At 45.2% G+C, this 21,596-nt stretch carries 19 protein-coding genes and 3 pseudogenes; 15 read left to right on the forward strand and 7 right to left on the reverse strand.

The genetic code is table 11. The features are described from left to right. The first annotated feature begins 2 nt into the window (after positions 1-2). From ACFQ3W_RS00690 to ACFQ3W_RS00700, 3 genes and pseudogenes are all read left to right on the forward strand, one after another. Positions 3-191 (forward strand): hypothetical protein, encoded by a 189-nt coding sequence (locus ACFQ3W_RS00690; RefSeq protein WP_379316351.1) that lies wholly within the window; start codon positions 3-5, stop codon positions 189-191. Beyond that, positions 173-716 (forward strand): annotated as a pseudogene (locus ACFQ3W_RS00695) (formylglycine-generating enzyme family protein); the annotation flags it as partial. The gene ACFQ3W_RS00690 and the pseudogene ACFQ3W_RS00695, both read left to right, overlap by 19 nt. Positions 717-771: 55 nt before the next feature. Then, positions 772-1,479 carry a DNA alkylation repair protein gene (locus tag ACFQ3W_RS00700; RefSeq protein ID WP_379315596.1) on the forward strand — a complete coding sequence of 236 codons (708 nt, stop codon included), beginning with the start codon at positions 772-774 and terminating at the stop codon, positions 1,477-1,479. 42 nt (positions 1,480-1,521) lie between these two features. Here the strand turns inward: ACFQ3W_RS00700 and ACFQ3W_RS00705 are convergent, their stop codons facing one another. Beyond that, positions 1,522-2,577 carry an AraC family transcriptional regulator gene (locus ACFQ3W_RS00705; protein WP_379315598.1) on the reverse strand — a complete coding sequence of 352 codons (1,056 nt, stop codon included), beginning with the start codon at positions 2,575-2,577 and terminating at the stop codon, positions 1,522-1,524. 119 nt (positions 2,578-2,696) lie between these two features. Here ACFQ3W_RS00705 and ACFQ3W_RS00710 point away from each other — a divergent pair, with 119 nt between their 5' ends. The 3 genes from ACFQ3W_RS00710 to ACFQ3W_RS00720 all read left to right on the forward strand — a co-directional run bounded on the left by ACFQ3W_RS00710 (position 2,697) and on the right by ACFQ3W_RS00720 (position 6,130). Next, positions 2,697-4,166: a family 1 glycosylhydrolase gene (locus ACFQ3W_RS00710; RefSeq protein WP_379315600.1), complete on the forward strand. Its 1,470-nt coding sequence runs from the start codon at positions 2,697-2,699 to the stop codon at positions 4,164-4,166. Positions 4,167-4,190: 24 nt separating this feature from the next. Then, positions 4,191-5,579 (forward strand): PTS transporter subunit EIIC, encoded by a 1,389-nt coding sequence (locus tag ACFQ3W_RS00715; RefSeq protein WP_379315602.1) that lies wholly within the window; start codon positions 4,191-4,193, stop codon positions 5,577-5,579. A 62-nt stretch (positions 5,580-5,641) separates the two neighbouring features. Further along, positions 5,642-6,130: a PTS sugar transporter subunit IIA gene (locus tag ACFQ3W_RS00720; RefSeq protein ID WP_379315604.1), complete on the forward strand. Its 489-nt coding sequence runs from the start codon at positions 5,642-5,644 to the stop codon at positions 6,128-6,130. A 108-nt stretch (positions 6,131-6,238) separates the two neighbouring features. Here the strand turns inward: ACFQ3W_RS00720 and ACFQ3W_RS00725 are convergent, their stop codons facing one another. Then, the gene (locus ACFQ3W_RS00725) at positions 6,239-6,529 is read right to left on the reverse strand and encodes a helix-turn-helix domain-containing protein (protein ID WP_379315606.1); all 291 of its coding nucleotides are present in this window, start codon (positions 6,527-6,529) and stop codon (positions 6,239-6,241) included. A gap of 280 nt (positions 6,530-6,809) precedes the next feature. On the opposite strand from ACFQ3W_RS00725, the gene ACFQ3W_RS00730 reads away from it, so the two are divergent. The 5 genes from ACFQ3W_RS00730 to ACFQ3W_RS00750 all read left to right on the forward strand — a co-directional run bounded on the left by ACFQ3W_RS00730 (position 6,810) and on the right by ACFQ3W_RS00750 (position 14,864). Then, positions 6,810-7,106, forward strand: coding sequence for a hypothetical protein (locus tag ACFQ3W_RS00730; RefSeq protein WP_379315608.1), 297 nt, complete (start codon positions 6,810-6,812; stop codon positions 7,104-7,106). A 318-nt stretch (positions 7,107-7,424) separates the two neighbouring features. Next, positions 7,425-12,404: a pullulanase gene (locus tag ACFQ3W_RS00735; protein WP_379315610.1), complete on the forward strand. Its 4,980-nt coding sequence runs from the start codon at positions 7,425-7,427 to the stop codon at positions 12,402-12,404. A gap of 553 nt (positions 12,405-12,957) precedes the next feature. After that, the gene (locus ACFQ3W_RS00740) at positions 12,958-13,728 is read left to right on the forward strand and encodes a flavodoxin family protein (protein ID WP_379315612.1); all 771 of its coding nucleotides are present in this window, start codon (positions 12,958-12,960) and stop codon (positions 13,726-13,728) included. A gap of 47 nt (positions 13,729-13,775) precedes the next feature. After that, on the forward strand, positions 13,776-14,348 hold the full coding sequence (locus tag ACFQ3W_RS00745; protein WP_379315614.1) for a TetR/AcrR family transcriptional regulator: 573 nt from the start codon (positions 13,776-13,778) through the stop codon (positions 14,346-14,348). 39 nt (positions 14,349-14,387) lie between these two features. After that, positions 14,388-14,864 (forward strand): flavodoxin domain-containing protein, encoded by a 477-nt coding sequence (locus ACFQ3W_RS00750; RefSeq protein ID WP_379315616.1) that lies wholly within the window; start codon positions 14,388-14,390, stop codon positions 14,862-14,864. A 128-nt stretch (positions 14,865-14,992) separates the two neighbouring features. Here the strand turns inward: ACFQ3W_RS00750 and ACFQ3W_RS00755 are convergent, their stop codons facing one another. The 4 genes and pseudogenes from ACFQ3W_RS00755 to ACFQ3W_RS00770 all read right to left on the reverse strand — a co-directional run. Further along, complete coding sequence (locus ACFQ3W_RS00755; RefSeq protein WP_379315618.1) at positions 14,993-15,277, reverse strand: hypothetical protein; 285 nt, start codon at positions 15,275-15,277, stop codon at positions 14,993-14,995. A gap of 34 nt (positions 15,278-15,311) precedes the next feature. Continuing rightward, positions 15,312-15,491 (reverse strand): hypothetical protein, encoded by a 180-nt coding sequence (locus ACFQ3W_RS00760; RefSeq protein WP_379315620.1) that lies wholly within the window; start codon positions 15,489-15,491, stop codon positions 15,312-15,314. A gap of 3 nt (positions 15,492-15,494) precedes the next feature. Next, positions 15,495-16,187, reverse strand: a complete 693-nt coding sequence (locus tag ACFQ3W_RS00765; RefSeq protein WP_379315622.1) for an ABC transporter permease — start codon at positions 16,185-16,187, stop codon at positions 15,495-15,497. Continuing rightward, positions 16,171-16,800 (reverse strand): annotated as a pseudogene (locus tag ACFQ3W_RS00770) (ABC transporter ATP-binding protein); the annotation flags it as partial. The gene ACFQ3W_RS00765 and the pseudogene ACFQ3W_RS00770, both read right to left, overlap by 17 nt. A 163-nt stretch (positions 16,801-16,963) precedes the next feature. Here ACFQ3W_RS00770 and ACFQ3W_RS00775 point away from each other — a divergent pair. From ACFQ3W_RS00775 to ACFQ3W_RS00790, 4 genes and pseudogenes are all read left to right on the forward strand, one after another. Then, on the forward strand, positions 16,964-17,638 hold the full coding sequence (locus ACFQ3W_RS00775) for a response regulator transcription factor (RefSeq protein ID WP_379315623.1): 675 nt from the start codon (positions 16,964-16,966) through the stop codon (positions 17,636-17,638). A gap of 9 nt (positions 17,639-17,647) precedes the next feature. Next, positions 17,648-18,916 carry a HAMP domain-containing sensor histidine kinase gene (locus ACFQ3W_RS00780; protein ID WP_379315625.1) on the forward strand — a complete coding sequence of 423 codons (1,269 nt, stop codon included), beginning with the start codon at positions 17,648-17,650 and terminating at the stop codon, positions 18,914-18,916. 224 nt (positions 18,917-19,140) lie between these two features. Then, the gene (locus ACFQ3W_RS00785) at positions 19,141-19,533 is read left to right on the forward strand and encodes an ATP-binding cassette domain-containing protein (RefSeq protein WP_379316353.1); all 393 of its coding nucleotides are present in this window, start codon (positions 19,141-19,143) and stop codon (positions 19,531-19,533) included. Next, positions 19,436-19,792, forward strand: a pseudogene (locus ACFQ3W_RS00790) (exodeoxyribonuclease III); the annotation flags it as partial. The gene ACFQ3W_RS00785 and the pseudogene ACFQ3W_RS00790, both read left to right, overlap by 98 nt. Positions 19,793-19,877: 85 nt before the next feature. Here the strand turns inward: ACFQ3W_RS00790 and ACFQ3W_RS00795 are convergent. Next, positions 19,878-21,344, reverse strand: coding sequence for a serine hydrolase domain-containing protein (locus ACFQ3W_RS00795; RefSeq protein ID WP_379315627.1), 1,467 nt, complete (start codon positions 21,342-21,344; stop codon positions 19,878-19,880). Positions 21,345-21,596 lie beyond the last annotated feature (252 nt).

The following is a 21,596-nucleotide window of genomic DNA, read 5'->3' on the forward strand; positions in this document are numbered from 1 at the left end:
ACATGAATGTTTGGGCAAAAGCATGCTTTGAGCTTACTGATTTTAGCACTCATACGGTTGTCAGTGTGGTTACAAATCATATGTCCAATGATGCCAATGGCTGTAATATTGAAGGAAAGGCAGTTTGGTTTGGTTACAGGTCGCACGAACCGACAATCCTTTGCTTTCCACTATTCAACAGTATGAAGTAACTCAAAAAGAGTGGATGGAGGTCATGGGAAGCAATCCCTCCGAATTCACAGGTGACGATTTGCCGGTAGAAATGGTAAGCTGGTACGATGTTGTCGAGTACTGTAACCAAAGGAGTATAAAAGAGGGCTTAGAGCCTTATTACAATATAGACAAGAGTAAGAAAGACCCGAACAATAAGAGCGAAAACGATACTATAAAATGGACTGTAACGATGAATGCGGGAACTAACGGTTATCGGCTGCCAACGGAACTGGCCTGCCATCGAAAATAACCATAGTCAAACCCGATCGGTCGGTGTCAAGAAACCGAACGAGCTAGGGCTTTATGATATGTCAGGTAACGTAAGGGAATGGTGCTTGAATTGGTACGGGGAAGACTTGAATAGTATTAACGGTACTTTTCGGGTTGTGAAGGGCGGCGGTTGGATTGGCGACGTTGGCAGCGGCGAGCTGTCTTTTCGGGGCAAGTTCGAAGCCAATGGTTTTGGCCCCGATCAAGGCTTTCGTGTGAGTCGGAGCGAGTAAACGGGAACAGACTATCCCAAAAATTAGAATTGAAACTACCAGGAGTTGGTGAACAATGAATCTAGAAATGGTTATGCAGGAGCTTGAAGCTCTCGGCAAAGAACGACTTAAAAAAATGTACGTATCCAACGGCGCGCGAGAACCGCTTTTTGGCGTGGCTACAGGAGATATGAAACCTCTTTTCAAAAAAATCAAAATCAATCAGCCTTTGGCGGATCAGCTTTACGCTACAGGGAACTACGACGCGATGTACTTTGCCGGCATCATAGCTGATCCGAAGGCGATGACAGAAGCGGATTTTGAGCGTTGGATGGAGAGGGCATATTTCTATATGCTGTCCGATTTTGTAGTGGCCGTAACCTTGGCGGAGGCGGATATTGCCCAAGAGGTTGCCGATAAGTGGATCGCCAGCGGCGAAGAGCTGAGAATGTCGGCGGGCTGGAGCTGTTACTGCTGGCTTTTGGGGAGTCGACCGGACAGCGAATTTTCCGAAAGCAAACTCGCCAAAATGCTGGAGATGGCAGAACAGACGATTCACGAGTCTCCCGAACGAACGAAATCCGCGATGAACAATTTTATTTATACCGTCGGGGTATCCTATTTGCCGCTCCATGATAAAGCGGTCAAGACCGCAAAGGCAGTCGGCCCGGTGGAAATCAAACGGGACAAGAAGAAAAGCAGCATCCTGCAAGCTTCCGACAGCATTCAAAAAGCAGTAGATAAAGGACAGCTTGGTTTCAAACGAAAGCATGTACGGTGTTAAATGGGCGTAAAGAGGGGGCGGTGAACCCCTCTTTTTTGCTGCCTAATCCAGTTTTGTAAAGAACCTGATCTCTTCTTGTTCCGCACGGAGCCCAACCGACTGGTTTCTGTGTGCAAACATTTTTCTGTATTCGGAAGGTGTTTTGTTATAGACTTCTTTAAATTTATTATAGAAATAGGTAGGATTTTTAAGTCCTACTTGCTCAATGATTCCAGTAATTGAGAGCGATGTATTGATTAGCAGAAATTCCGCCCGTTTTAATTGTTGCTGAAGCTTTAGAGCAGAGAAGTTACTGCCTGTCATTGACTTAAGCAATTTGAAGATATAACTGGTGGAAAAGTGGGTGTGCTTAGTCAAACCGGCCAAAGAGCAGTTAGAGAAATTCTCCTCGATATATTTTAAGATTTTCATCATATTCTTTTGATTTTCATTAAATTGATAATAACTTGCTGTATTTTGATGGAGAGTATTGATTAGTTCCAAAAATAAAATGGACAAGTAATGCTCGATAAGGCTTGCATGACAGGAAGAAGGCCAATAGTATTCGAACAAAAGCAAATCAACAATGGAAAAAAACTTAGGGTTTTCTTTGGTACGAAACACAAGGTAGTTATCATGAGATCTATTGTCAATAATGGCATTCAGAAAAAAATCACCGAGTATACCCTTGTCGGCGACTTCTGCTAAAAAATTTGAACTAAAAAAGGATTTGCGAAAAACAATATTAAATACAATGTCATTTTCTCCTTTATATTTAGCGCTGTGAATGACATCCGTGTCTATAATGCATACGTCCCCCGTTGTTAGCCTCATATCATTCCCTTGAATATTAAAAGTACATTCTCCCGAGTATACGATGCTTAATTCCATATCCTTATGATAATGCAGAGGGATTTCGGTAAATCTCGATTCCCTGACGATTCCTACAGAATTCTCTTTTAATGTATTTACAAAATCAAAGCAGTAGCATAGCTGATCGTTATAATATTCTTTTTGCAGCTTTTCGTAAAATGGGCTAAATAAACCTGGATGCTCCAAATGCCATTTTTCACCATCCGAGACCTTAAATATTTCTCTATGAAGCTTTTGAGTATCCATAAATAACCATGCCCTCCGGTAACGAATTTGATAAAGAATTATATCATATTTGCCGTTTTTTTAAAACGCTTTCTTTTGTATTATTGGCTTGTAAACATAGTGAAGGGGAGAGATCGATAGTGAAACCTACTGGATTCAATAGTGAATTTTTATGGGGAGGAGCAATAGCTTGTTCTCAGGCAGATGGAGGCTTTAAGGAAGGAGGCAAAGGTGTTTCTACCCAAGATTTAAGATATCTGGATTCTAAGTGGACGCCGGAGGAGATTGAAGAAAAGCATCAAAACAACCCATTCTCTCTTGATGAATTCAAAGCAGCTTTACAAGAGGATTCAACCGAATATTATCCTTTGCGAAGAGGGATCAATTTTTACAACAATTATAAAGAAGATTTGAAGCTAATGGCGGAAATGGGCCTTGAAATTTTCAGAACATCCATTAGTTGGTCGAGAATATTCCCTAATGGTGATGATGAATCACCTAATGAAGAGGGCATTCAATTCTATATTGACCTGTTTTCAGAATGCAAGAAATATAACATGAAGGTCTTGGCAACAATGATTCATTATGATATTCCTGTCAATCTCGTAGTTAAATACGGGGGGTGGAAGAACAGAGAGATCATTAAATTCTTCGAAAGATACGTAACCGTTTTGTATGAAAGACTTGGCGAATACGTGGATTTTTGGTTGCCGTTCAATGAGATCAACGCAGCTAAATTTTCCCCTTGGGATGGAGTTTGCTTGATTCCGGGCAATGAGGAACATATGGATCAGGAAATTTTCCAATGTCTGCATCACCAGTTCCTATGCAGCGCAAAAGCAGTGCAAATTGGCCACAGGATGGTTCCGGGCAAAAAAATTGGTGCCATGATTGCCAGGTTTACAACTTACCCGGCCACATGCAAACCAGAGGATAATATGCAGGCTATCCTGGATGATCAGTATTCCAACTGGCTTTACCTGGATGTAATGGCAAGAGGAAGTTATCCGAAATACATTAATCGTTATTTTGAAGAACTGAACATTAAAATCGCTATGGACGAAGGGGATCTTGAAGTTTTGCAAAATGGCACAGTTGATTTTGTGTCTTTCTCATACTACTTTTCACAAGTATCTACCAATATTGAAGGATGGGAGAAAACAGCGGGCAATTTGATCATCGGCAAGAAAAACCCTTATTTGGAAGGGAGTGAGTGGGGGTGGCAAATAGATTCAGTCGGTCTTCGATTTACGCTAAATCAGGTTTATGACAGATACCAGTTACCTATAATTATTGCTGAAAATGGTCTTGGCGCCTACGATACACTCACGGACAGCGGAGAAGTTCACGACCCCTACAGAATTGATTACCTGAGAAAACATATTAAAGAAATGAAGGAAGCTGTTATTGATGGGGTTGAACTCCTTGCTTACACGATGTGGGGAATTATCGATATAGTTTCTTGCGGGCCGCTTACAATGGATAAACGTTATGGAACTATTTATGTTGACCTGGACAACGGCGGCAATGGGTCAGGCAAACGATTCAGAAAAGATTCGTTTTACTGGTATAAAAAATGCATTGAGAGCAATGGGGAAGACCTCGACTAAATCCTTTCGAAAGAAGGTAATTCTATGAATACTAAAGCTACTGCAGAGCAAGTCGTTAGTTTGCTTGGTGGTAAAGAAAACATTACAACTTATTTGCATTGCGTTACCAGATTGCGATTTAATTTAGCGGATGACAGCAAAGCAGATATGAAGAAGATCAATTCCGTTCCCGGAGTCATGGGCACCGCTATTCAAAATGGACAGTATCAAGTGATTATCGGAACGAACGTGGAACAGGTTTTTAAGGAAGTTGATAAACTCTTGAAAACGGAAAATTCCGCCGACCATCACGCCGAGCCTCACAGCGATCAGCCGCAAAAAAGAAAGGTCTCATTAAATGCCATTCTGGATGTTATTTCCGGCATCTTCGCACCTATTCTGCCTGCACTCGTTGCAGGCGGGATTCTAAAAGGGATTCTAGCGATCATTTTGAGTTTGAAATGGGTGGACGAGGGGAGTACGACCCTGGCGCTGTTCAATCTGATAGCTGACATTCCCTTTTATTTCCTGCCTTTCTTGTTAGCGGTTTCATCCGCCAGAAAGTTTAAGGTCAATGACTATTTAGGGATCTGTATGGCTGGGGCACTACTATATCCAAGTTTTGTGGATGCACTGAACAATAAGGATTCAGCCTTTAGCCTGTTCAATTTGCACATTCCGGTTTTTAATTATGCCAACTCTGTTTTTCCCGTTATTCTGGGTGTCGGTTTAATGGCTATTATTTACCGGACGGTAGACAAGTTTATTCCAAGTGTACTGAAGATGGTTGTGGTGCCCTCGGTTACATTGATCATTTCCGTTCCTATTGCCCTATTGGTGATTGCCCCCTTAGGTGCTTATGGAGGTATTTACCTCGCTGACGGCATTGTCTGGCTTTTTGATACCTTTGGTATATTTGCAGGTTTTCTACTAGGGTTCTTCACACCCCTAATCGTTTTAACCGGTATGCATCAATCCACCTCACCTATACAAATACAAAACATTTCTTCGCTGGGGTATGATTACTTGCTGCCAATATCCTTTTGCCACAATATGGCTGAATCTGGAGCCGCATTTGGCGCTGCACTAAGAATGAAGGACAAAAAAGTCCGTTCGGCCGCGTTCTCAACAAGCTTCTCCGCATTTCTCGGCATCTCTGAACCGGCGATGTATACAGTAAACTTCGTCCACAAAACACCATTTATCAGTGCTATGATAGCCAATGGTATTGGCGGGGCATTAACGGTTATATTTGGGGTTAAATGTTTTGCCTTTGTTATGCCCGGAATTACTTCTTTGCCTGTATACGCCGATCCCAAAGGTGGGCTGACTAATCTGTTACTAATGGTTATCTCGATCTTGTCTACTTTTGTTATTGGTCTTATTATCTCCTATATAACTGGTTTCAAAATAGCCAGAGGGGAAGAGAAGTAAGCAAATCATCATTGAGAGGTTGACCGGAGTCCGGAAAACTAAGGCATTTAGGAGGATCATTTATGTTTGGTTTTAGAAAGAAACAAGCTTTGAAGGTTCGAGAGATTTCATTGCCTCTCGTTGGCAAAATTGTACCTCTTGAACAGGTAGAGGACGAAGCATTTTCCAGTGGGGTAATGGGGAAAGGTATAGCTATACAGCCTGAAACGGGTAAGGTATTCTCTCCTTTTAAGGGCAAGGTTGCCCATCTGATGGACAAGAGCAAACATGCCATCATACTGGAAGATGAGTGTGGCTTTCAGATTCTGATCCATGTGGGGATGAACACTGTTTCTCTTAAGGGTGAAGGTTTCACCGCTCATGTCAAGACAGGTGATTCCATTGAGGAAGGACAACTGCTGCTTGAATTTGATATCGCTGCCATCGAGCAAGCGGGTTACACTGTTGTCACTCCGGTCATCGTTCCGAATGGTCAGGATAAGGTGAAATCCGTAGAAGTTAACCAAGGGAATACAACTGCGGAGACGACAATTCGGATACACTTAAACTAAAAAAGTCCGATTTTCTGGCCGGATAGCGGTTGTGTGGTCTTCTTATCTTGATAGAGAACAACAAACAATAAGAGCGGGATAGGCTACCATTAGCCTTGCATCCCGCTCTTATCTGTTCTCTTCACCCTTCTTCTGCCGCATCGCATATTCATTTTCAACTAGTTTGAAAAAATCCGAGGGCTTGATTTTTAAGCCACTGCAAAGTTCAAATATTTTAGTAACGGATGGTTCATTCCGGCCAACTTCAATCATGGAAATATAAGATCGATCTACATTGCATTCGTGCGCTAGATCCTCTTGGGTTAAGCCTTGTTTGATACGTATGGCTTTGACCGTTTTCCCGATGATTTGCTTGATGATCATGGACTCGTACAAATAAATTTCCCCTTTTAAGTCCATTATCAGTCTGTTATACTAACCACAACAGATAAAGTTTTCAACAAAATGTAATTATTTTACTTAATCTAATTACAGAAAATGGAGGTCTGTTGATGACTCCTTTACTTATTGCACTAGAGATGGAGAGACGAAAGTTAAATGAATTGGGGCTTAAATCTATCGAACGGGGAATCCCTCTTTTTGAAAACGACGCTCTCCAAGCCCAGAGCAGAAAAGTGGATGAACTCATTTTCCAGTTGTACGAAAAAAGCGGATTCGTATAGTGATCAAGCTAGGTAATTTGGAAGGAGGACCAGAGGCGATGCAGATTCCGCCATGGTTTCAAAGCGCGATTCAGCAACGGTTGGATGCCGTTATGGCTCAAATCGAACGTCAGCCCGACCTGCGTAAGCTTCGCGCCGAAGAGCACGAAGCCTTTGATGCCATGTTTCCGGGCGTGGATAAAACAAGGCTGCCGGGGTTTATGGAATGGGAGGATAAGCATCTCTTCAGGCGCGCTTCCGAGAATGAACGCTTGTATATGCAAGGCGTACGAGATGGCGTGCAACTTGTTATTGCGTTGCTGAATGATTCGTAGACACCCGGCTTCCACCGAGTGTCTTTTTGCCTAACACTTCTTTACGAGGCCCCGTTCATTTGATGCTGAGGAAGGAACGATTAACTATTTTTGTCCATATAAAAAAGCAGACAAGTAGTACAAAAGATGAATTGACGCGACTGAAGTCATGGAATAAAATTGGAATGCAAACGTTTTCTTGATCGTATGTTAATATGGTTAGTCTTTTTAGGTATTCCGGCTAGCAATGTTCGCAAAATGGCCGGAGTATCTTTTACACTGTTGTGAAAACGTTTGCACAAAAACAAAAACGGTGTTGAACAAGGAGGATCAGTGTGCATGAGTAAGGCTGCAGCGAACAAGCGGATATGGTCTGTGATCATGGTTTTCATCCTTGTAGGTTCCATGCTTGGTATTCCGCCGGCTCAGGCGAACGCGGATGGCGGGACGAGCAAAGTGGTGTTGGTGGGCGATCTTCAGTCAAAGCTTGGAGCATCGAGCGATTGGGACCCCGCGTCGGAGGCTACCATCTTAACTAGTTTGGGAAACGGCGAGTATGCGTTCACGGGGGATTTACCTGCCGGGACGTACCAGTACAAGATAGCACTTAACGGGACCTGGGATACTAACTACGGCTTTGACAAGTATTCCAATCCGAACGGCGCGAATAAGGACGGAAACATTCAAATTACTCTGCCTCAGGATTCTAAGGTAACCTTTTATTACAATGACTACACACACAAGATTGCGGACTCCACCTATTACACGCCTATTGCAAAAGATCACTTTCCAAGAGTGATCGGCAGTTTTCAGACCGGGATTGGGGAAGCGGCAAACTGGTCTCCGGCGGATGCGAAGCTCATTATGCAGGACCCGGACTATGATCAGGTGTATACGGTGACAGCGGATGTCTATGCCGGGGATCATGAATATCAAATAGCACTGGGGAACGATCCATCCAGTGAGATATACCCATCAGTAAGAGAATCGCTGAAGCTGCCCCAAGATTTGAAGGTTACCTTCAAATACAATGCTGTCAATCACGAGGTTTCGGCGGAGTATACGGTTCCCGTATCGCCTGCGGAGCCGATTGCAGATCATCACTTGCGGGTTCATTACAAGCGGGCGGATGGAAACTATAATTCGATGGGGCTGTGGTTGTTTAAGGATGTAGCGAAGCCTTCAAAAGGCTGGCCTTCGGGGGCCACGCCGTTTCCGGCTGGGCAAACGGATAGCTACGGCGCTTTTGTAGACATTCCGCTCAAGGAAGGCGGTCAGAAGGTCGGAATCGTCGTGGTCGATCGGGTGAGCGGCAATAAGGACGGGGGCGACAAAAATTTTGCTATTGTTTCCCCGAGTATGAACGAAGTATGGTTTAATGAGGGTTCGGACAACGTTTATCATTTCGAACCGGTGGAGCTTCCCGCAGATACGGTTCGGATTCACTATACAAGACAGGACGGGAAATACTCATCGTACGGCTTGTGGCTGTGGGGAGATGATGTAGTTACACCATCCAAAGACTGGCCGACAGGTGCAACGATGCTCCCGAATGGACAGACGGACCGCTACGGTGCCTATGTGGACATTCCCGTAAAAGCGAACGCCAAGAAAATCAACTTTTTAGTGCTCGATCCGTCCAAAGGGGATGCAGGCAAGGATGGGGGCGACAAGAGCTTTGCGTTGCTGGACCGGTACAAACATCTTTTTGTCAAAGAGGGAGATAGCAATGTCTACGTTTCTCCGTTTAGTGAATTGGCAACAGGGCTGGTTTCGGCGGAAGTTCTAACCCCAGGCAAGCTGCGGCTTGGCTTTACGATGACAGACGGATTGGAGGCAGATGCTTTAAAAAATGAGCTTCATATTCAAAATAATAAAGGCCAGGATGTCGCCATCGACAATGTGCAGATTACCGGAACAACTACGGTGGAAGTTACAGCCCAGTTCACTCTTGACGATGTTCCGTTAAAGGTAGCTTATGCGGGCCAAACTGTATCCGCTTCCACCGGCTGGAGAGCGCTGGACGCCATGTACTATTATGATGGCAGCGACCTTGGTGCAGTCTATCAGGCAGGTGGAGCGCAGCTGAAGCTGTGGGCCCCGACGGCATCGGCTGTGAAGGTGAATGTATACAGCAAAGACGATGCGGCCCAGCTAATCGGCTATAGCGAATTGGTCAAAGGCGGCAAAGGAGTATGGTCCGTCAAGCTGAAACCGGGAGATCTCGGGATTTCGGATTTCAAAGGGTACTTCTATCAGTACGAGGTAACGAACAACGGCGTGACTAAAAAGGTGCTGGACCCTTACGCCAAATCCATGGCTGAATTCAGAGTGAATACGAAAGGGGAGCCCGGCCCGGATGGCGATACCGTCGGCAAAGCCGCGATCGTCGATTTGAGTGGAACAAATCCGGCAGGCTACGGTTTAGCGCATATCCCGGGTTATGAGAAGAGAGAAGATGCGGTGGTCTGGGAAATCCACGTAAGGGATTTTACTTCGGATCCTTCGATTGCAAACGACCTGCATAACGCTACATGGGGAACCTATGGCGCCTTTAAGGAGAAGCTTGCGTACATCAAATCCCTCGGCGTGACTCATGTCCAGTTGCTGCCTGTGATGGCCTGGTATTACGGCGATGAGGCAGCGATGAAGGAAAGGGAGCTTAAGTATTCTACACAAAATAACGAATACAACTGGGGTTATGATCCGCAAAGCTATTTTTCGCCGGACGGGGCCTACTCCGAGAACCCTAAGGACCCGGAGCTGAGAATCAAAGAGCTCAAGGCGATGATTAACGCCATTCATGAGGAAGGCATGGGCGTCGTGCTGGACGTGGTATACACGCATATGTCAAAGTCCGATTTTTTGAACGATATCGTGCCTAACTATTATGCATTTCAGGATGCGAACGGCAATTTCATCGGCGGGTTTGGCAACAATTTGGCCACGAATCACAAAATGGCCGAGAAGCTGATGGTGGATTCCGTCAAATACTGGTTCAGCGAATATAAAATCGACGGCATGCGCTACGACATGATGGGTGACGCGACCAATGATGCCATACAACACGCCTATAATGCCGCCGCAGCGATCAATCCGAAGGCGCTGTTCATCGGTGAAGGCTGGAGAACGTTTGGCGGTGCAGCTTCCGACCCGTCCCTTGCGGGAAAAGGCGCCGATCAGGATTGGATGGACGAAACGAACGATGTCGGCGTATTTTCCGATGAATTCCGCAACGAATTGAAATCCGGATTTGGCAGCGAGGGGGAACCGAGATTTATTACAGGCGGGGCTCGCGATATTCAGACGATTTTCAAAAATGTTAAGGGACAGCCAAGCAATACCCCGGCGGACGATCCGGGCGATATGGTGCAGTACATCGAAGCGCATGACAACCTGCCGCTGTACGATGTCATCGCGCAATCGATCAAGAAGGACCCTGCGATCCCCGAGAACAATCAGGAAATTCTTAAGCGAGTCCGGCTTGGCAATCTGCTGACGCTGACCTCGCAGGGAACGGCCTTCCTCCAAGCAGGTCAGGAATACGGCCGGACGAAACAGTGGTTGGGCGAAGGCGTACCCGAGCAGAAGTATACCGAGCTTAAGGATGCGTCCGGAAAGAGCTTTGGCTATTTTATTCACGATTCCTACGATTCTTCCGATGCGATCAACAAATTCGACTGGAAAAAGGCAACCGATGATAAGGTTTATCCGGAAAATAACAAAACCCGTACGTACACGGCCGGATTGATCCAGTTGCGGGAATCGACCAATGCCTTTAGATTGGGTGATCAATCTCTAGTCAACAGCCGTGTGACGCTTCTGAATGTTCCTGAAGTCAAAGCCCAGGATTTAGTGATTGGCTATAAAACGCAGGCGACGGATGGAACCGGCACGTATTACGTGTTTATAAATGCCGATTCAAAAGCAAGATCGCTCACGCTTGACCAGGATTTAACCTCAGGTAAAGTGCTGGTCGACAATGACGAGGCGGGAGCCAGCGGGGTCAAAGCCAAATCGGGCTTTGCGTTAACCGCCAAATCGCTGACACTTGATCCTTTGACCGCCGTCGTGATCAACATGCCGGCTGGCGGAGGGGAAGGCAATCCAGGGGGCGGCACCGGTGGAGGAACTTCCACAGGAAGCCAAGGTAGCGGAACGGTCACTGCCCCGGGGAACGCCTCTAATGTTTCTCCAGCTCAAGGCCAAATCGTCATCAAGGAAGAGTCGCTGCGTAGTGGCAAGGACAAAGTAGTGGTTCAGCTCGGTGGGCAGGATCAGGAAGTAATGCTTCCGGTGAAAGCCGGGGAGCTTCTGGATTCGAAGCCGCTTGAAATCCAAGCGGGCGGTCTGACCGTACAGCTTCCTTCATCTGTATTGAAGGGGCTGCAGAAACTGATCCCTTCCGGTAGCTCCACCGGGGATGCGGCGATCTCACTCAAACTGGCGGCAAGCGAGCCGCAGACAACGGAGGAATATCTGGCAAAAGCGGAGGCAGATAAAAAGCTTAAGCTTAAGCTGGGAAGCCAGGTATACGATATCAACCTTTCCGTAAAAATGAAGGATGGCAAGGAATATAAGCCGGATCATTTTGCCGCACCCGTTTCGGTAACCTTTGAAATGAAGGCAGGGATCAATGGCAAATTGGCTGGAGGATACTTGCTGGGGAGCCAAGGAAGCCTTCAGTACGTTGGCGGAACTTTGGTGAACGGCCTGCTAACAGCAAATGTTGATCATGGCGGCAAATATGCCGTACTGGAGTATGACAAAGCATTTGCGGATCTCGCTAGCCATTGGGTGGGGGCGGCTATTCAGGAACTGGCAGCAAAGCATATCGTGGAAGGGACAAACGATACCATTTTCAATCCCGATCTGGATGTGACGCGGGCACAATTTACGGTGATGCTGGTTCGATCATTGGGTCTGGGGCTTGAGGGTCAGGAAGGAGCTTCCTTCAAAGATGTGGACAGCAAGGCCTGGTACGCTTCCGCTGTTGCGGCAGCCGTTCAACACGGACTGGTGAACGGAGCAAGCAAAGGCTTCTTCACCCCGAACGCCAGCATTAGCCGCGAGGAAATGGCGGTCATGCTTGCCCGCGCTTACCGCCTCAAAGGCGGAGAAGTCTCACCGAGGGCCAGATCGGGGGCGGTCGTAGCGGATAAGGACCTAATCTCATCTTGGGCCGAAGATGAAGTGGGCCATGTCCTCACATGGGGCTTAATGAAAGGACAGGGCCCAGGAAGATTTATGCCTCAGGAGACTGCGACCCGTGCAGAGAGCGCGCAGGCCGTGTTGAATTTGGTGAATCTAGTGAAATAAACGGATAAATTTAGACGCCCGGATAAATGCATCCGGGCGTCTTTTAGATATACTGGAATTTTGCGGAAATATAAGTATACGCTTAAGCAAATGAAGAAAAGGAACGGGGTTTTAGATCTGCTGATGGTTTTAAATGCATTTAATACAGTTAAACAGCGCCTTATTGGAAGTATTGAGCATTTAAATGCAAAAAGTACATCTAAAAGGAATAAAATAACCCTTTTCATACAAATTAGCCCAATTTAAATGTACATTTTGCATCTAAAATCCCAAAAACCACATTTTGCCCAGAAATAGATGTACTAAATACATTTAATGGTGAATGGTGAGAGGGGAAAGAACCTAAGAACCTAAATGGATGCGAGCAAACGCAAAAACTACCGAGTTTCAAAAGCTGCAGGGAGCAGGGCGTAGAACAAAAAAAGGGTATGGGGCTCAAACGTGCAATCCGTCTTTAAAAAGCTTGACGGGGAAATAGGTTGGTACTACAATATGAATGAATAATTTTTTATTCATTCACTAGCTTGTGTTATGTGTAGGAGGGTGGCCTCTAATGAAAAAAGTTACCGCGTTTATGGGTAGTGCTCGAAAGAAGGCAACTTATGAAGCCGTCCGTGAATTTGAGAAATATATGAAATCGTACACGGAGATTGACTTAGAGTATGTTTGGTTAAAAGACTATAGGCTTGATTATTGTATAGGCTGCAAGCAGTGTTTTGATAAAGGTGAACAATTTTGCCCTCTACGGGATGACCGCGATTTGCTGATTGATAAAATCAACCATTCCGACGGAGTTATTTTCGCCACACCGAATTACTCATTTCATGTTTCGGCGCCAATGAAGAATCTATTGGATCGGCTCGCATTTATTTTTCATCGGCCGCGTTTTTTCGGCAAAGCCTCTACGGCCATTGTCACGCAGGGTATTTTCGGAGGCGGCGCGATTGTGAAGTATCTCGGCAATATGGGAGAAAATTTTGGATTCAGAGTTTCGAAAGGCTGCGCTCTAAAGACACTGGAGCCTATAACAACGGCTATCCGGGACAAGAATTCACACAAAATCAAAAAGGCTGCCGCGAGATTTTACAAAGTGCTTATGCATCCTGAACCTCCATCTCCTTCTTTTTTCAGACTGATGATGTTCCGGATGTCCAGGACAAGTATGAAAGTAATGCTCAGCGACAAATATTGTGATTATCGGCACTACAAGGAAAAAGGCTGGTTTGAGTCGGATTATTATTACGATGTTTCCTTGGGGCCCGTCAAAAAACTGGCAGGACGGATTTTTGATTATATGGGACGTCTGATGTCCAGACAAAATTAGCAAAACGGCGCCGACTTAATAAGCAGAACATATAGGAGGATCATTCATTGAAGGATACGAGAAAAGACATATTTGATTGCGGAAAAGAACTGTTCAGTCTAAACGGCTTTAAGGATACCAATGTATCCGATATAACAAAAGCGGCGGGAATCGGGACGGGTACGTTTTACAATTACTACTCCTCTAAAGAGGATCTTTTCATGACGATATTTATGGAAGAAAACGAAAAGCTTAAGAAAGACATTCTGGAATCCATTAACCCGGATGAAGATCCGCTGATTTTAGTTAAAGAATTAATGTCACTGAATTTGAAAGGCATGAATTCGAATCCAATCCTGAAGGAATGGTACAACAAGGACGTGTTCAGCAAAATAGAGCAGCATTTCCGTGAGAAAAAAGGCCTGGAACAGGTTAATTTCATGTACAACAGTTTTTCGGAGATCATCAAAAAATGGCAAACTGAAGGGAAAATGAGGAACGATATTGACAGCGAGACCATTATGGCTATTTTCACAGCCATCGTTACCGTCGAAACCCATAAGGAGGAAATCGGACTTCAACATTTCCCGCAGATTATAGATTACCTTACAGAGTTTACGCTAAAAGGCCTCACCAGTTAGTTCGTAATGATATAACGATGGTATAGGAGGATTTGGAAAATGAGTACGTTAATCGCTTATGCAAGCAAATACGGATTTACAAAAGCATGCGCTGAGAGGCTTGCCAAACAACTTGATGAAAAGGTAGACATCATGGATTTGAACAGTCAACGTCCCAATCTTGCACTGTACGATAAGGTGATCGTCGGAGGCTCAATCTATGCGGGGAGGATTCGCAAGCCTACGGCGCGATTCTGCTCCGAAAATCTCAATATTCTGAAGGGAAAAAAGCTTGGCCTCTTTATATGCGGCATGGCTGACGGAAATGACGCCCTGAAACAGCTCGAGTCCGCTTTCCCTAAAGAACTGCTATCCGCCGCTATCGCTAAGGAGTCTTTTGGCGGAGAATATGATTTTAGTAAAATGAATTTTCTGGAGCGCTTTATAATTAAGAAGATTTCCGGCTCAGATAAAAACCAGTCACGCATGATGGAAGAAAGCATAGCCCGCTTTGCCGTTCAGATTAATAATGCATGATTGCAAACCAAAGTTTAGCGTTATGGCAAATTCTTAAAGGGGCACTTTTTGTACAGCAAAACATGAGAGAAGTATTTAGTTCATCTTTTGTGGCCAAATCGTGCCCTTACTTGCCTGTGTTCTAGCTATTATTTTATGGCTTTCCGCAGCTTCTTACCACAAAAATAAAACAATAATGCAATAGGTATGGATATCGGAAAAGCCCACAAATCAGGGACTTCCCAGTTGCCAATTTTAAATGCCGCAAAAGACATATCAAAGCCTAATAATGATCCGGCAGTTATAGCAATTCCCCCGACTAAAGCTAAAAAAACACATAAATAGAAACACCCTGCTAACACGTTTAAAAACGTTCCTCCAACACTTGTCCCTCTGCTCGTACGGTTAAAGTCTTGCATTTTTTTGACGTCCATCAAGCACATTTCCTTTCAAATTTATATACTGTATTTAATTTAAAAATCTTAAAGCATTTGCCCCTGCGGTAATGAGCGCACACACACCGGCAAGCATAACCCATGAGCAATACTTGCACTTCTTGCCGCTCTTTTTTGCCGCTAAAAACATAAAACCTCCAATGACTAGTAATATCACACCTAAGATTACGCCTAAGATAATGCCAATTTTCATGACCTAAACCTCCATTTCTTTAATCTGTTTACTTGTTGAAAAGGCAAATATAAGTCCGATAGCAAATAGGAGAATCACGCCGATAAGTACATAGATATTTACACCCAGCCCTGTCAGGACATTTCCCAATACAGCAGAAAGGATGATGGCCGTAACGATGGTGGTAGAAACGGATTTATGAATAAAGCCGATTCTCAAAGCAATGAAACTAACGGAAATAATTGCCAGGATGTTGGCGGCAGCATTAATGATCTGCGATAGAACCAGAGTCAACGTGATATGGCCGCTCAGAATAGGAAATAGACTCTCAGTCAGAAAAAATAAAGCGTTGGGAACGATGGTGGACAATAAATATCCAAATGTAATAAACCCAACGACCAAAACCAATTTTGCCATGAACATTTTTGACCTTGATACCGGATATGAAAATAGCAGCAGCGCCCTTTTTTGGCTGTAATCCTCAATAATGAATTTGGCATATATGACCACCGAGAATACGGTAAATACAATAAAGGCGACTCCTCTGTGCAGCCTCAGGATGTTTTCATAATTCATAAATTCAATCTCGTGCTCCACCTTGGTAATGGTTGCAATCATATACAAAAACCCGGTCATGGCTGCGAAAATCACGGCGAGAGCAATATAGTAGGGCTTTAGTTTGTTTCGTTTCAGCTCCAGTTTAATCAGCGTTTTCATTCGATTTCATCACCCCTCCCATGACCTCAAAGTAGTAATCCTCCAAGCCGTTGGAATACCGCTTTTTGATGTCGCTCATTTTTACCTGTTCTTGTACAATCCCATCTGCCAAAATCCCTACTGTATCGGCTATATATTCCACTTCGCTTAACGCGTGGCTGGAAAGGAGTATAGTTTTACCCTGCTCCTCAGTAAGCTTCTTAAACAGCTCCCGCATATCGCGAATCCCCTGGGGGTCCAGACCGTTGACGGGTTCATCCAAAATCAGAATCCGGGGGTTATGGATCATCGCCCTCGCTATAGCAAGACGTGCTCGCATCCCTAAAGAAAACTTGGACACCGGACGATCATCAATATCCCCCAATCCTACTAAGGCAAGGGCTTGAGAAACATCTCCATCGGCGGTCATATAAGCCAGGTGAATTTTTAAATTTTCTTCGGCACTCAAATGCTCATAAAACACAGGAGTTTCAATGGATAACCCTACGTTTTTTAAAATCTCATTGTTATGCTTTTCCGTATCCAACCCCAAAATATTGACGAAGCCTGCATCCTTATGAAGAAGTCCTAGCATTAGTTTGAAAACCGTCGTTTTCCCTGCCCCGTTTGCGCCTAAAAAAACCGTGTATTTTTATTCTCTAGCCTGAAGGATGTCAATAAAGCCCAAAAGTTTGCTGGGTGTCGTATGAATTCATGCTCGCTTTTTTAAGAAGGATGCTGCATTCGGGCGTGCTATAATAGATTCGGTTATTCACGTTAATTGTGGAGGAACAAAAATGCCTAAATACGACTGTTTAATCGTTGATGATGAAGAAGCGTTGTCGATAAGCACCTGTGAGTACTTGAATATGTTTGGAGTGAAAACCTATTGGGCAGCCGATGAGAAAGCCTGTTTTGATTTTTTAGCCGAGAACCGAACGGACTTAATCTTACTGGATATCAATCTGGGGCAGTCCTCCGGATTTGAAGTATGCAAAAAGCTGAGAAGCACAACCAATATACCTATTTTGTTCATAAGCGCACGAACGAGTGACGATGATGTGCTGCTCGCTCTAAACATTGGTGGAGACGACTATATCCAGAAGCCATACGCACTCAGCATTATTTTGGCGAAAGTAAAAACGGTATTAAAAAGGTATAGGAGCGATGCGGATCGCCTAAACTTTGGCAGCTTTACAATGGATCTTACCGCGGAAAAGCTGATGAAGGCTGGCAACGAAGTTAAATTAAAGGCCATGGAGTTTAAGCTGCTCGCTTACCTCATCCAAAATAAAAATCGCCCTCTTTCCAAAGAGGAATTGTTCTCTAACGTTTGGAACGACGCCATTACGAGTGACGGGACCTTAAATGTCCATATCCGCAAGCTGCGTGAAAAAATTGAAGAAAATCCTAATGATCCGCGTTATATTAAGACGATCTGGGGAACCGGTTATGTGTTTGAAGCCGACTAGGGGTGGAAGATGAGAATCAAGAAGGTAACGATTCTGGGCTTAGCCATTCTATTTATGGGGATCAGTGTCATTCTTCTTATGTTTCGCAGCTTACATGATGAAGGCATTGATGTGGTTGCTGTGAACGATATTACACAATCGCTTGCTGAACATTGGGGAAGTCTGGACCCAGCGGAATTACCAGGCCAGCAATACAAGCTCGATTATGTCGTACTCGATAAACACGGGGATTTCACTTTGGCAACCAGACGTGGATTAAATGAGCGTATTGACTCTGCCATACAGCACAGAGATACGATCGTGGATATTGTGCAAAATGATGGTACGGTGTTGGGAAAATTAATAATTTACAATAATGCACGTGAGCAATGGGAGAATTATCGAGATAAAGTGCTTATTTTTTTTGGGGCAATTGTGATTTTTATCACTTTGTTTTGCGCTGTCTATGCGATCTATATCGACAGATCGATTTATCGTCCGTTTCGTAAACTGCAAGCATTTTCTCGTCATGTGGCAGAGGGTAAGCTGGATATGCCGCTCGAAATGGAAAAGCGCAACGGGTTTGGCGCATTCACAGAAAGCTTTGACTTAATGCGAGAAGAGCTCGCCAAGGCACGTGAAAATGAAAGATTGGCTAATCAGAGCAAGAAGGAGCTGGTAGCCTCACTTAGCCATGATATAAAAACTCCTGTCGCCTCCATTAAGGCGGTTTCCGAGGTGATGATGCTGAAATCTGCGAATGAGGCTGACAAACGCCAGCTGGAAGTGATTAATTCAAAAGCGGACCAGATCAACACACTGATCACGAATATGTTTAACGCTACTTTAGAAGAGCTGCAGGAGCTAAACGTTACCGTAACGGAGGAGTCGAGTATAACACTGGGCGATTTAGTTCGAAATGTTGATTACAATAATCGAGCAGCGGTATCGCCTATTCCTGAATGCATTGTGCTCGTAGATATGCAGCGCCTGATGCAGGTCGTTGACAATGTAATTAGCAACTCCTATAAATACGCGGGAACCTCCATTAGTGTATCGCCAAGCATCCAAGGCCAATACCTGGAGTTCGAGTTCCGAGACTATGGACAGGGGGTCTCCCCGGAGGAAGTCCCACTGCTATGTAACAAATTCTACCGCGCCAAAAATGCAGTAGGCAAAAGCGGCACAGGACTTGGTCTGTACATATCCAAATATCTGATGAGTAAAATGTCCGGAAGCATGGAATGCAGGAATGTGGACGGTGGCTTTGCGGTAGTTTTAAGATTACTAATCGCGTAGCAAGATTTAAGAATTGGTTAAGAACCGATTAAAGACCCGTTAAGGACTTACAAGCTAAGATAAGGCTGTAACTAACAGTCTTATTTTTATTAGGGGGCCAAGTCATGAACCAAGCCATTATCACTACCAACAAACTTAGCAAAACGTTTTCCAGCGGGGGCGTCCAGCAGCATGTACTTAAAAATCTCGATTTGGAGATATTTGCGGGAGATTTTACCGTTATTATGGGTTCTTCCGGTGCGGGAAAATCCACACTGATGTATGCCTTATCCGGGATGGACAAGCCGACGCTCGGCTCTATTACATTTTTTGATCAGGAGATCGCAAAGCTATCCAATGATAAACTGGCAGTGTTTCGTAGAGCAAATTGCGGCTTTGTATTTCAACAAATGTTCCTGCTCGACAATATGAGTATACTGGACAACATTCTTGCCGCGGGGCTGCTTGTCAGCAATGACAGAAAGGCGATTACAGCAAGAGCCAAGGATCTGCTTACGCAGGTGGGGTTAACTGAAACCAGAGCCGGTGCTGGTGTGCGGAGACCTGAATGTAGCCCATCAGGAGATCGATTTGAAGAATGCCAAAGCCAACCGCGGGAATTCGGGCTTTACCGATGAAGAACGCGGAAAGATGACCGTACTCTTGGACTCGGGATTTATGGATACGTACCGACACCTTCATCCCGATCAGGAAGGAGCCTACACCTGGTGGTCTTATATGCCGAAGATCAGAGAACGGAATGTAGGCTGGCGAATCGATTACTTCCTGGCCTCTTTACGGCTTGCACCGCAGCTGGTACTGGCGGGGATAGAATGCAGCGTATTGGGCAGTGATCATTGCCCGGTGGTTTTGCAGCTTGAGGCTATGCCAGAATAAAATGTAGTTTTGGAATAAAACTAAACAAGGGCCGTGCATCCCATCTCAGGGGTGTACGGCCCTTTGCATGACTTCAGGTGTTCGTTTACACCAAATGGCCGACAATTACTGTTTCCAGATCTTTGGCTGACACGGAAACATCAGGAAGTTGTTTTAACGCAATGGAAGACTCATGGAACGTGACCTCAATAGTGTAACGGAAGGGAGTTTCTACGAACTGTAAAGTCAGTAGCAGAAGGTCCGCGGTGGCCCAGGTAAAACTGGACATGATCAGGTTTCTGGTATTGTCCAGAATGTTGGCGGAGCTTTCCACCCATTTCCCACGCCCCAATGAAACCTTTTGTTCACCTGACATGCCTTGCAGAGTTAATTCAGCCACTGATTCGTTAAAAACAACCGCGAGTCTATCCAACTGCAGCGAGTTGGCTTCCAGCTGATAGACATTGCCGCTCACTGTTTGCTCCAAGACCGAAGATGGGGTGATCTGTGGAGACTGTATGCTTAGCTGAGACAGCTGGACATTCAACTTCGTTGCAGCAGCAGGATCATGATCAACAACCGCTATTTCCGTTGTCATTGCAGGCAGAAGATGCTCCCATACCCCGTTCATAATACCCTGTAGATCACGGCTCCCGCTTGTTATGGCAACAACAGCATCCTGCTCTGGCATTACGATGCAGAACTGGCCAAAGGCGCCATCTCCACGATATACGTTATGGCGGCACCGCCAGAACTGAAAGCCATAACCTTGTGACCAGTCGCTCGAGCTGTCACCCGGATTGCCACCATCATTGCTGATTTGCTTGGAGGTCGCAGCGGCAATCCATTCTTTGGTCAGCAGTTGCCGGTTATTCCACACTCCTTGCTGCAAATACAGCTGTCCGAATGCTGCAATATTCTCGGTAGTGATATTTAATCCAAATCCGCCTAAAGTGATTCCCCGTGGGCAGGAGCCCCAGGTTGGATGTTGTATGCCCAGCGGTACAAACAAGCGGGGTTCCAGGTATTCCAGTAAAGTGAGGCCGCTTACTTTTTGTAAAATGGCAGACAGCATATATGAGGCACCTGAGTTGTATTGGAAATGGGTGCCGGGTGTCTTATCAACCGGAAGCTGCAAGAAGGCTCGAACCCAGTTGCCGTCCTCATTGTTCATAATATGTTCCATGGTATCCTCTGTATGGCCGGTACCCATCATCAGCAGGTGGCTGATATTCATCAGTGCCAGATTGGGGCTGATGTCTGCCGGGGCATCTCCGGGGAAGAAAGAGACAACCTTATCTTCCAGTGACAATAACCCTTCTGCCACCGCCATACCTATGGCTGACGAGGTGAAGCTTTTACTGAGTGAGTACATAGAATGCTGCAGCTCAGGCTGATAAGGCGACCACCAGCCCTCCGCGACTACAGCACCATGGCGCAGCAGCATAAAGCTATGAAGCCCCAATTCCTGCTCTTCCATGGCATGTAGAAAAGAAGAGATTGCTGCCGACGGGATTCCCTGCGCTTCAGGCAGGCTTCTTGGTAATTGACTTGTGATTTGCACATTGTTCATAATTTGATCTCCTTTGATAGATGTGGATAAGAACTGTACAGATTATAGTATACCAATTATGGACAACTAAAGGGGAATCCCGCTTGGGACCCCTATCCGTTCATGTTATGGAATCTGATAATGGCTTCCCGGTATCCGCTCGCTGCTGATCAGGCCAGGTGATCCTGTTGCAGGTCCTGCTCAGTTGCTCATATACCAGTAATCGCGGCAGCAATTCAGCGGGCAAAAGCGGAGCCGGGCTTGGCTTGTATA

The organism is Paenibacillus puldeungensis (genome assembly GCF_042678945.1).
In the GTDB taxonomy this organism is placed as follows: domain Bacteria; phylum Bacillota; class Bacilli; order Paenibacillales; family Paenibacillaceae; genus Fontibacillus; species Fontibacillus puldeungensis.

Bases quoted from the DNA above. Each gene is read 5' to 3' on its own strand.
- ACFQ3W_RS00690 (WP_379316351.1), top strand. From the start codon at position 3: ATGAATGTTTGGGCAAAAGCATGCTTTGAGCTTACTGATTTTAGCACT.
- ACFQ3W_RS00700 (WP_379315596.1), top strand. From the start codon at position 772: ATGAATCTAGAAATGGTTATGCAGGAGCTTGAAGCTCTCGGCAAAGAA.
- ACFQ3W_RS00705 (WP_379315598.1), bottom strand. From the start codon at position 2,577: ATGGATACTCAAAAGCTTCATAGAGAAATATTTAAGGTCTCGGATGGT.
- ACFQ3W_RS00715 (WP_379315602.1), top strand. From the start codon at position 4,191: ATGAATACTAAAGCTACTGCAGAGCAAGTCGTTAGTTTGCTTGGTGGT.
- ACFQ3W_RS00720 (WP_379315604.1), top strand. From the start codon at position 5,642: ATGTTTGGTTTTAGAAAGAAACAAGCTTTGAAGGTTCGAGAGATTTCA.
- ACFQ3W_RS00725 (WP_379315606.1), bottom strand. From the start codon at position 6,529: ATGGACTTAAAAGGGGAAATTTATTTGTACGAGTCCATGATCATCAAG.
- ACFQ3W_RS00735 (WP_379315610.1), top strand. From the start codon at position 7,425: ATGAGTAAGGCTGCAGCGAACAAGCGGATATGGTCTGTGATCATGGTT.
- ACFQ3W_RS00740 (WP_379315612.1), top strand. From the start codon at position 12,958: ATGAAAAAAGTTACCGCGTTTATGGGTAGTGCTCGAAAGAAGGCAACT.
- ACFQ3W_RS00750 (WP_379315616.1), top strand. From the start codon at position 14,388: ATGAGTACGTTAATCGCTTATGCAAGCAAATACGGATTTACAAAAGCA.
- ACFQ3W_RS00755 (WP_379315618.1), bottom strand. From the start codon at position 15,277: ATGGACGTCAAAAAAATGCAAGACTTTAACCGTACGAGCAGAGGGACA.
- ACFQ3W_RS00760 (WP_379315620.1), bottom strand. From the start codon at position 15,491: ATGAAAATTGGCATTATCTTAGGCGTAATCTTAGGTGTGATATTACTA.
- ACFQ3W_RS00765 (WP_379315622.1), bottom strand. From the start codon at position 16,187: ATGAAAACGCTGATTAAACTGGAGCTGAAACGAAACAAACTAAAGCCC.
- ACFQ3W_RS00775 (WP_379315623.1), top strand. From the start codon at position 16,964: ATGCCTAAATACGACTGTTTAATCGTTGATGATGAAGAAGCGTTGTCG.
- ACFQ3W_RS00780 (WP_379315625.1), top strand. From the start codon at position 17,648: ATGAGAATCAAGAAGGTAACGATTCTGGGCTTAGCCATTCTATTTATG.
- ACFQ3W_RS00785 (WP_379316353.1), top strand. From the start codon at position 19,141: ATGGGTTCTTCCGGTGCGGGAAAATCCACACTGATGTATGCCTTATCC.
- ACFQ3W_RS00795 (WP_379315627.1), bottom strand. From the start codon at position 21,344: ATGAACAATGTGCAAATCACAAGTCAATTACCAAGAAGCCTGCCTGAA.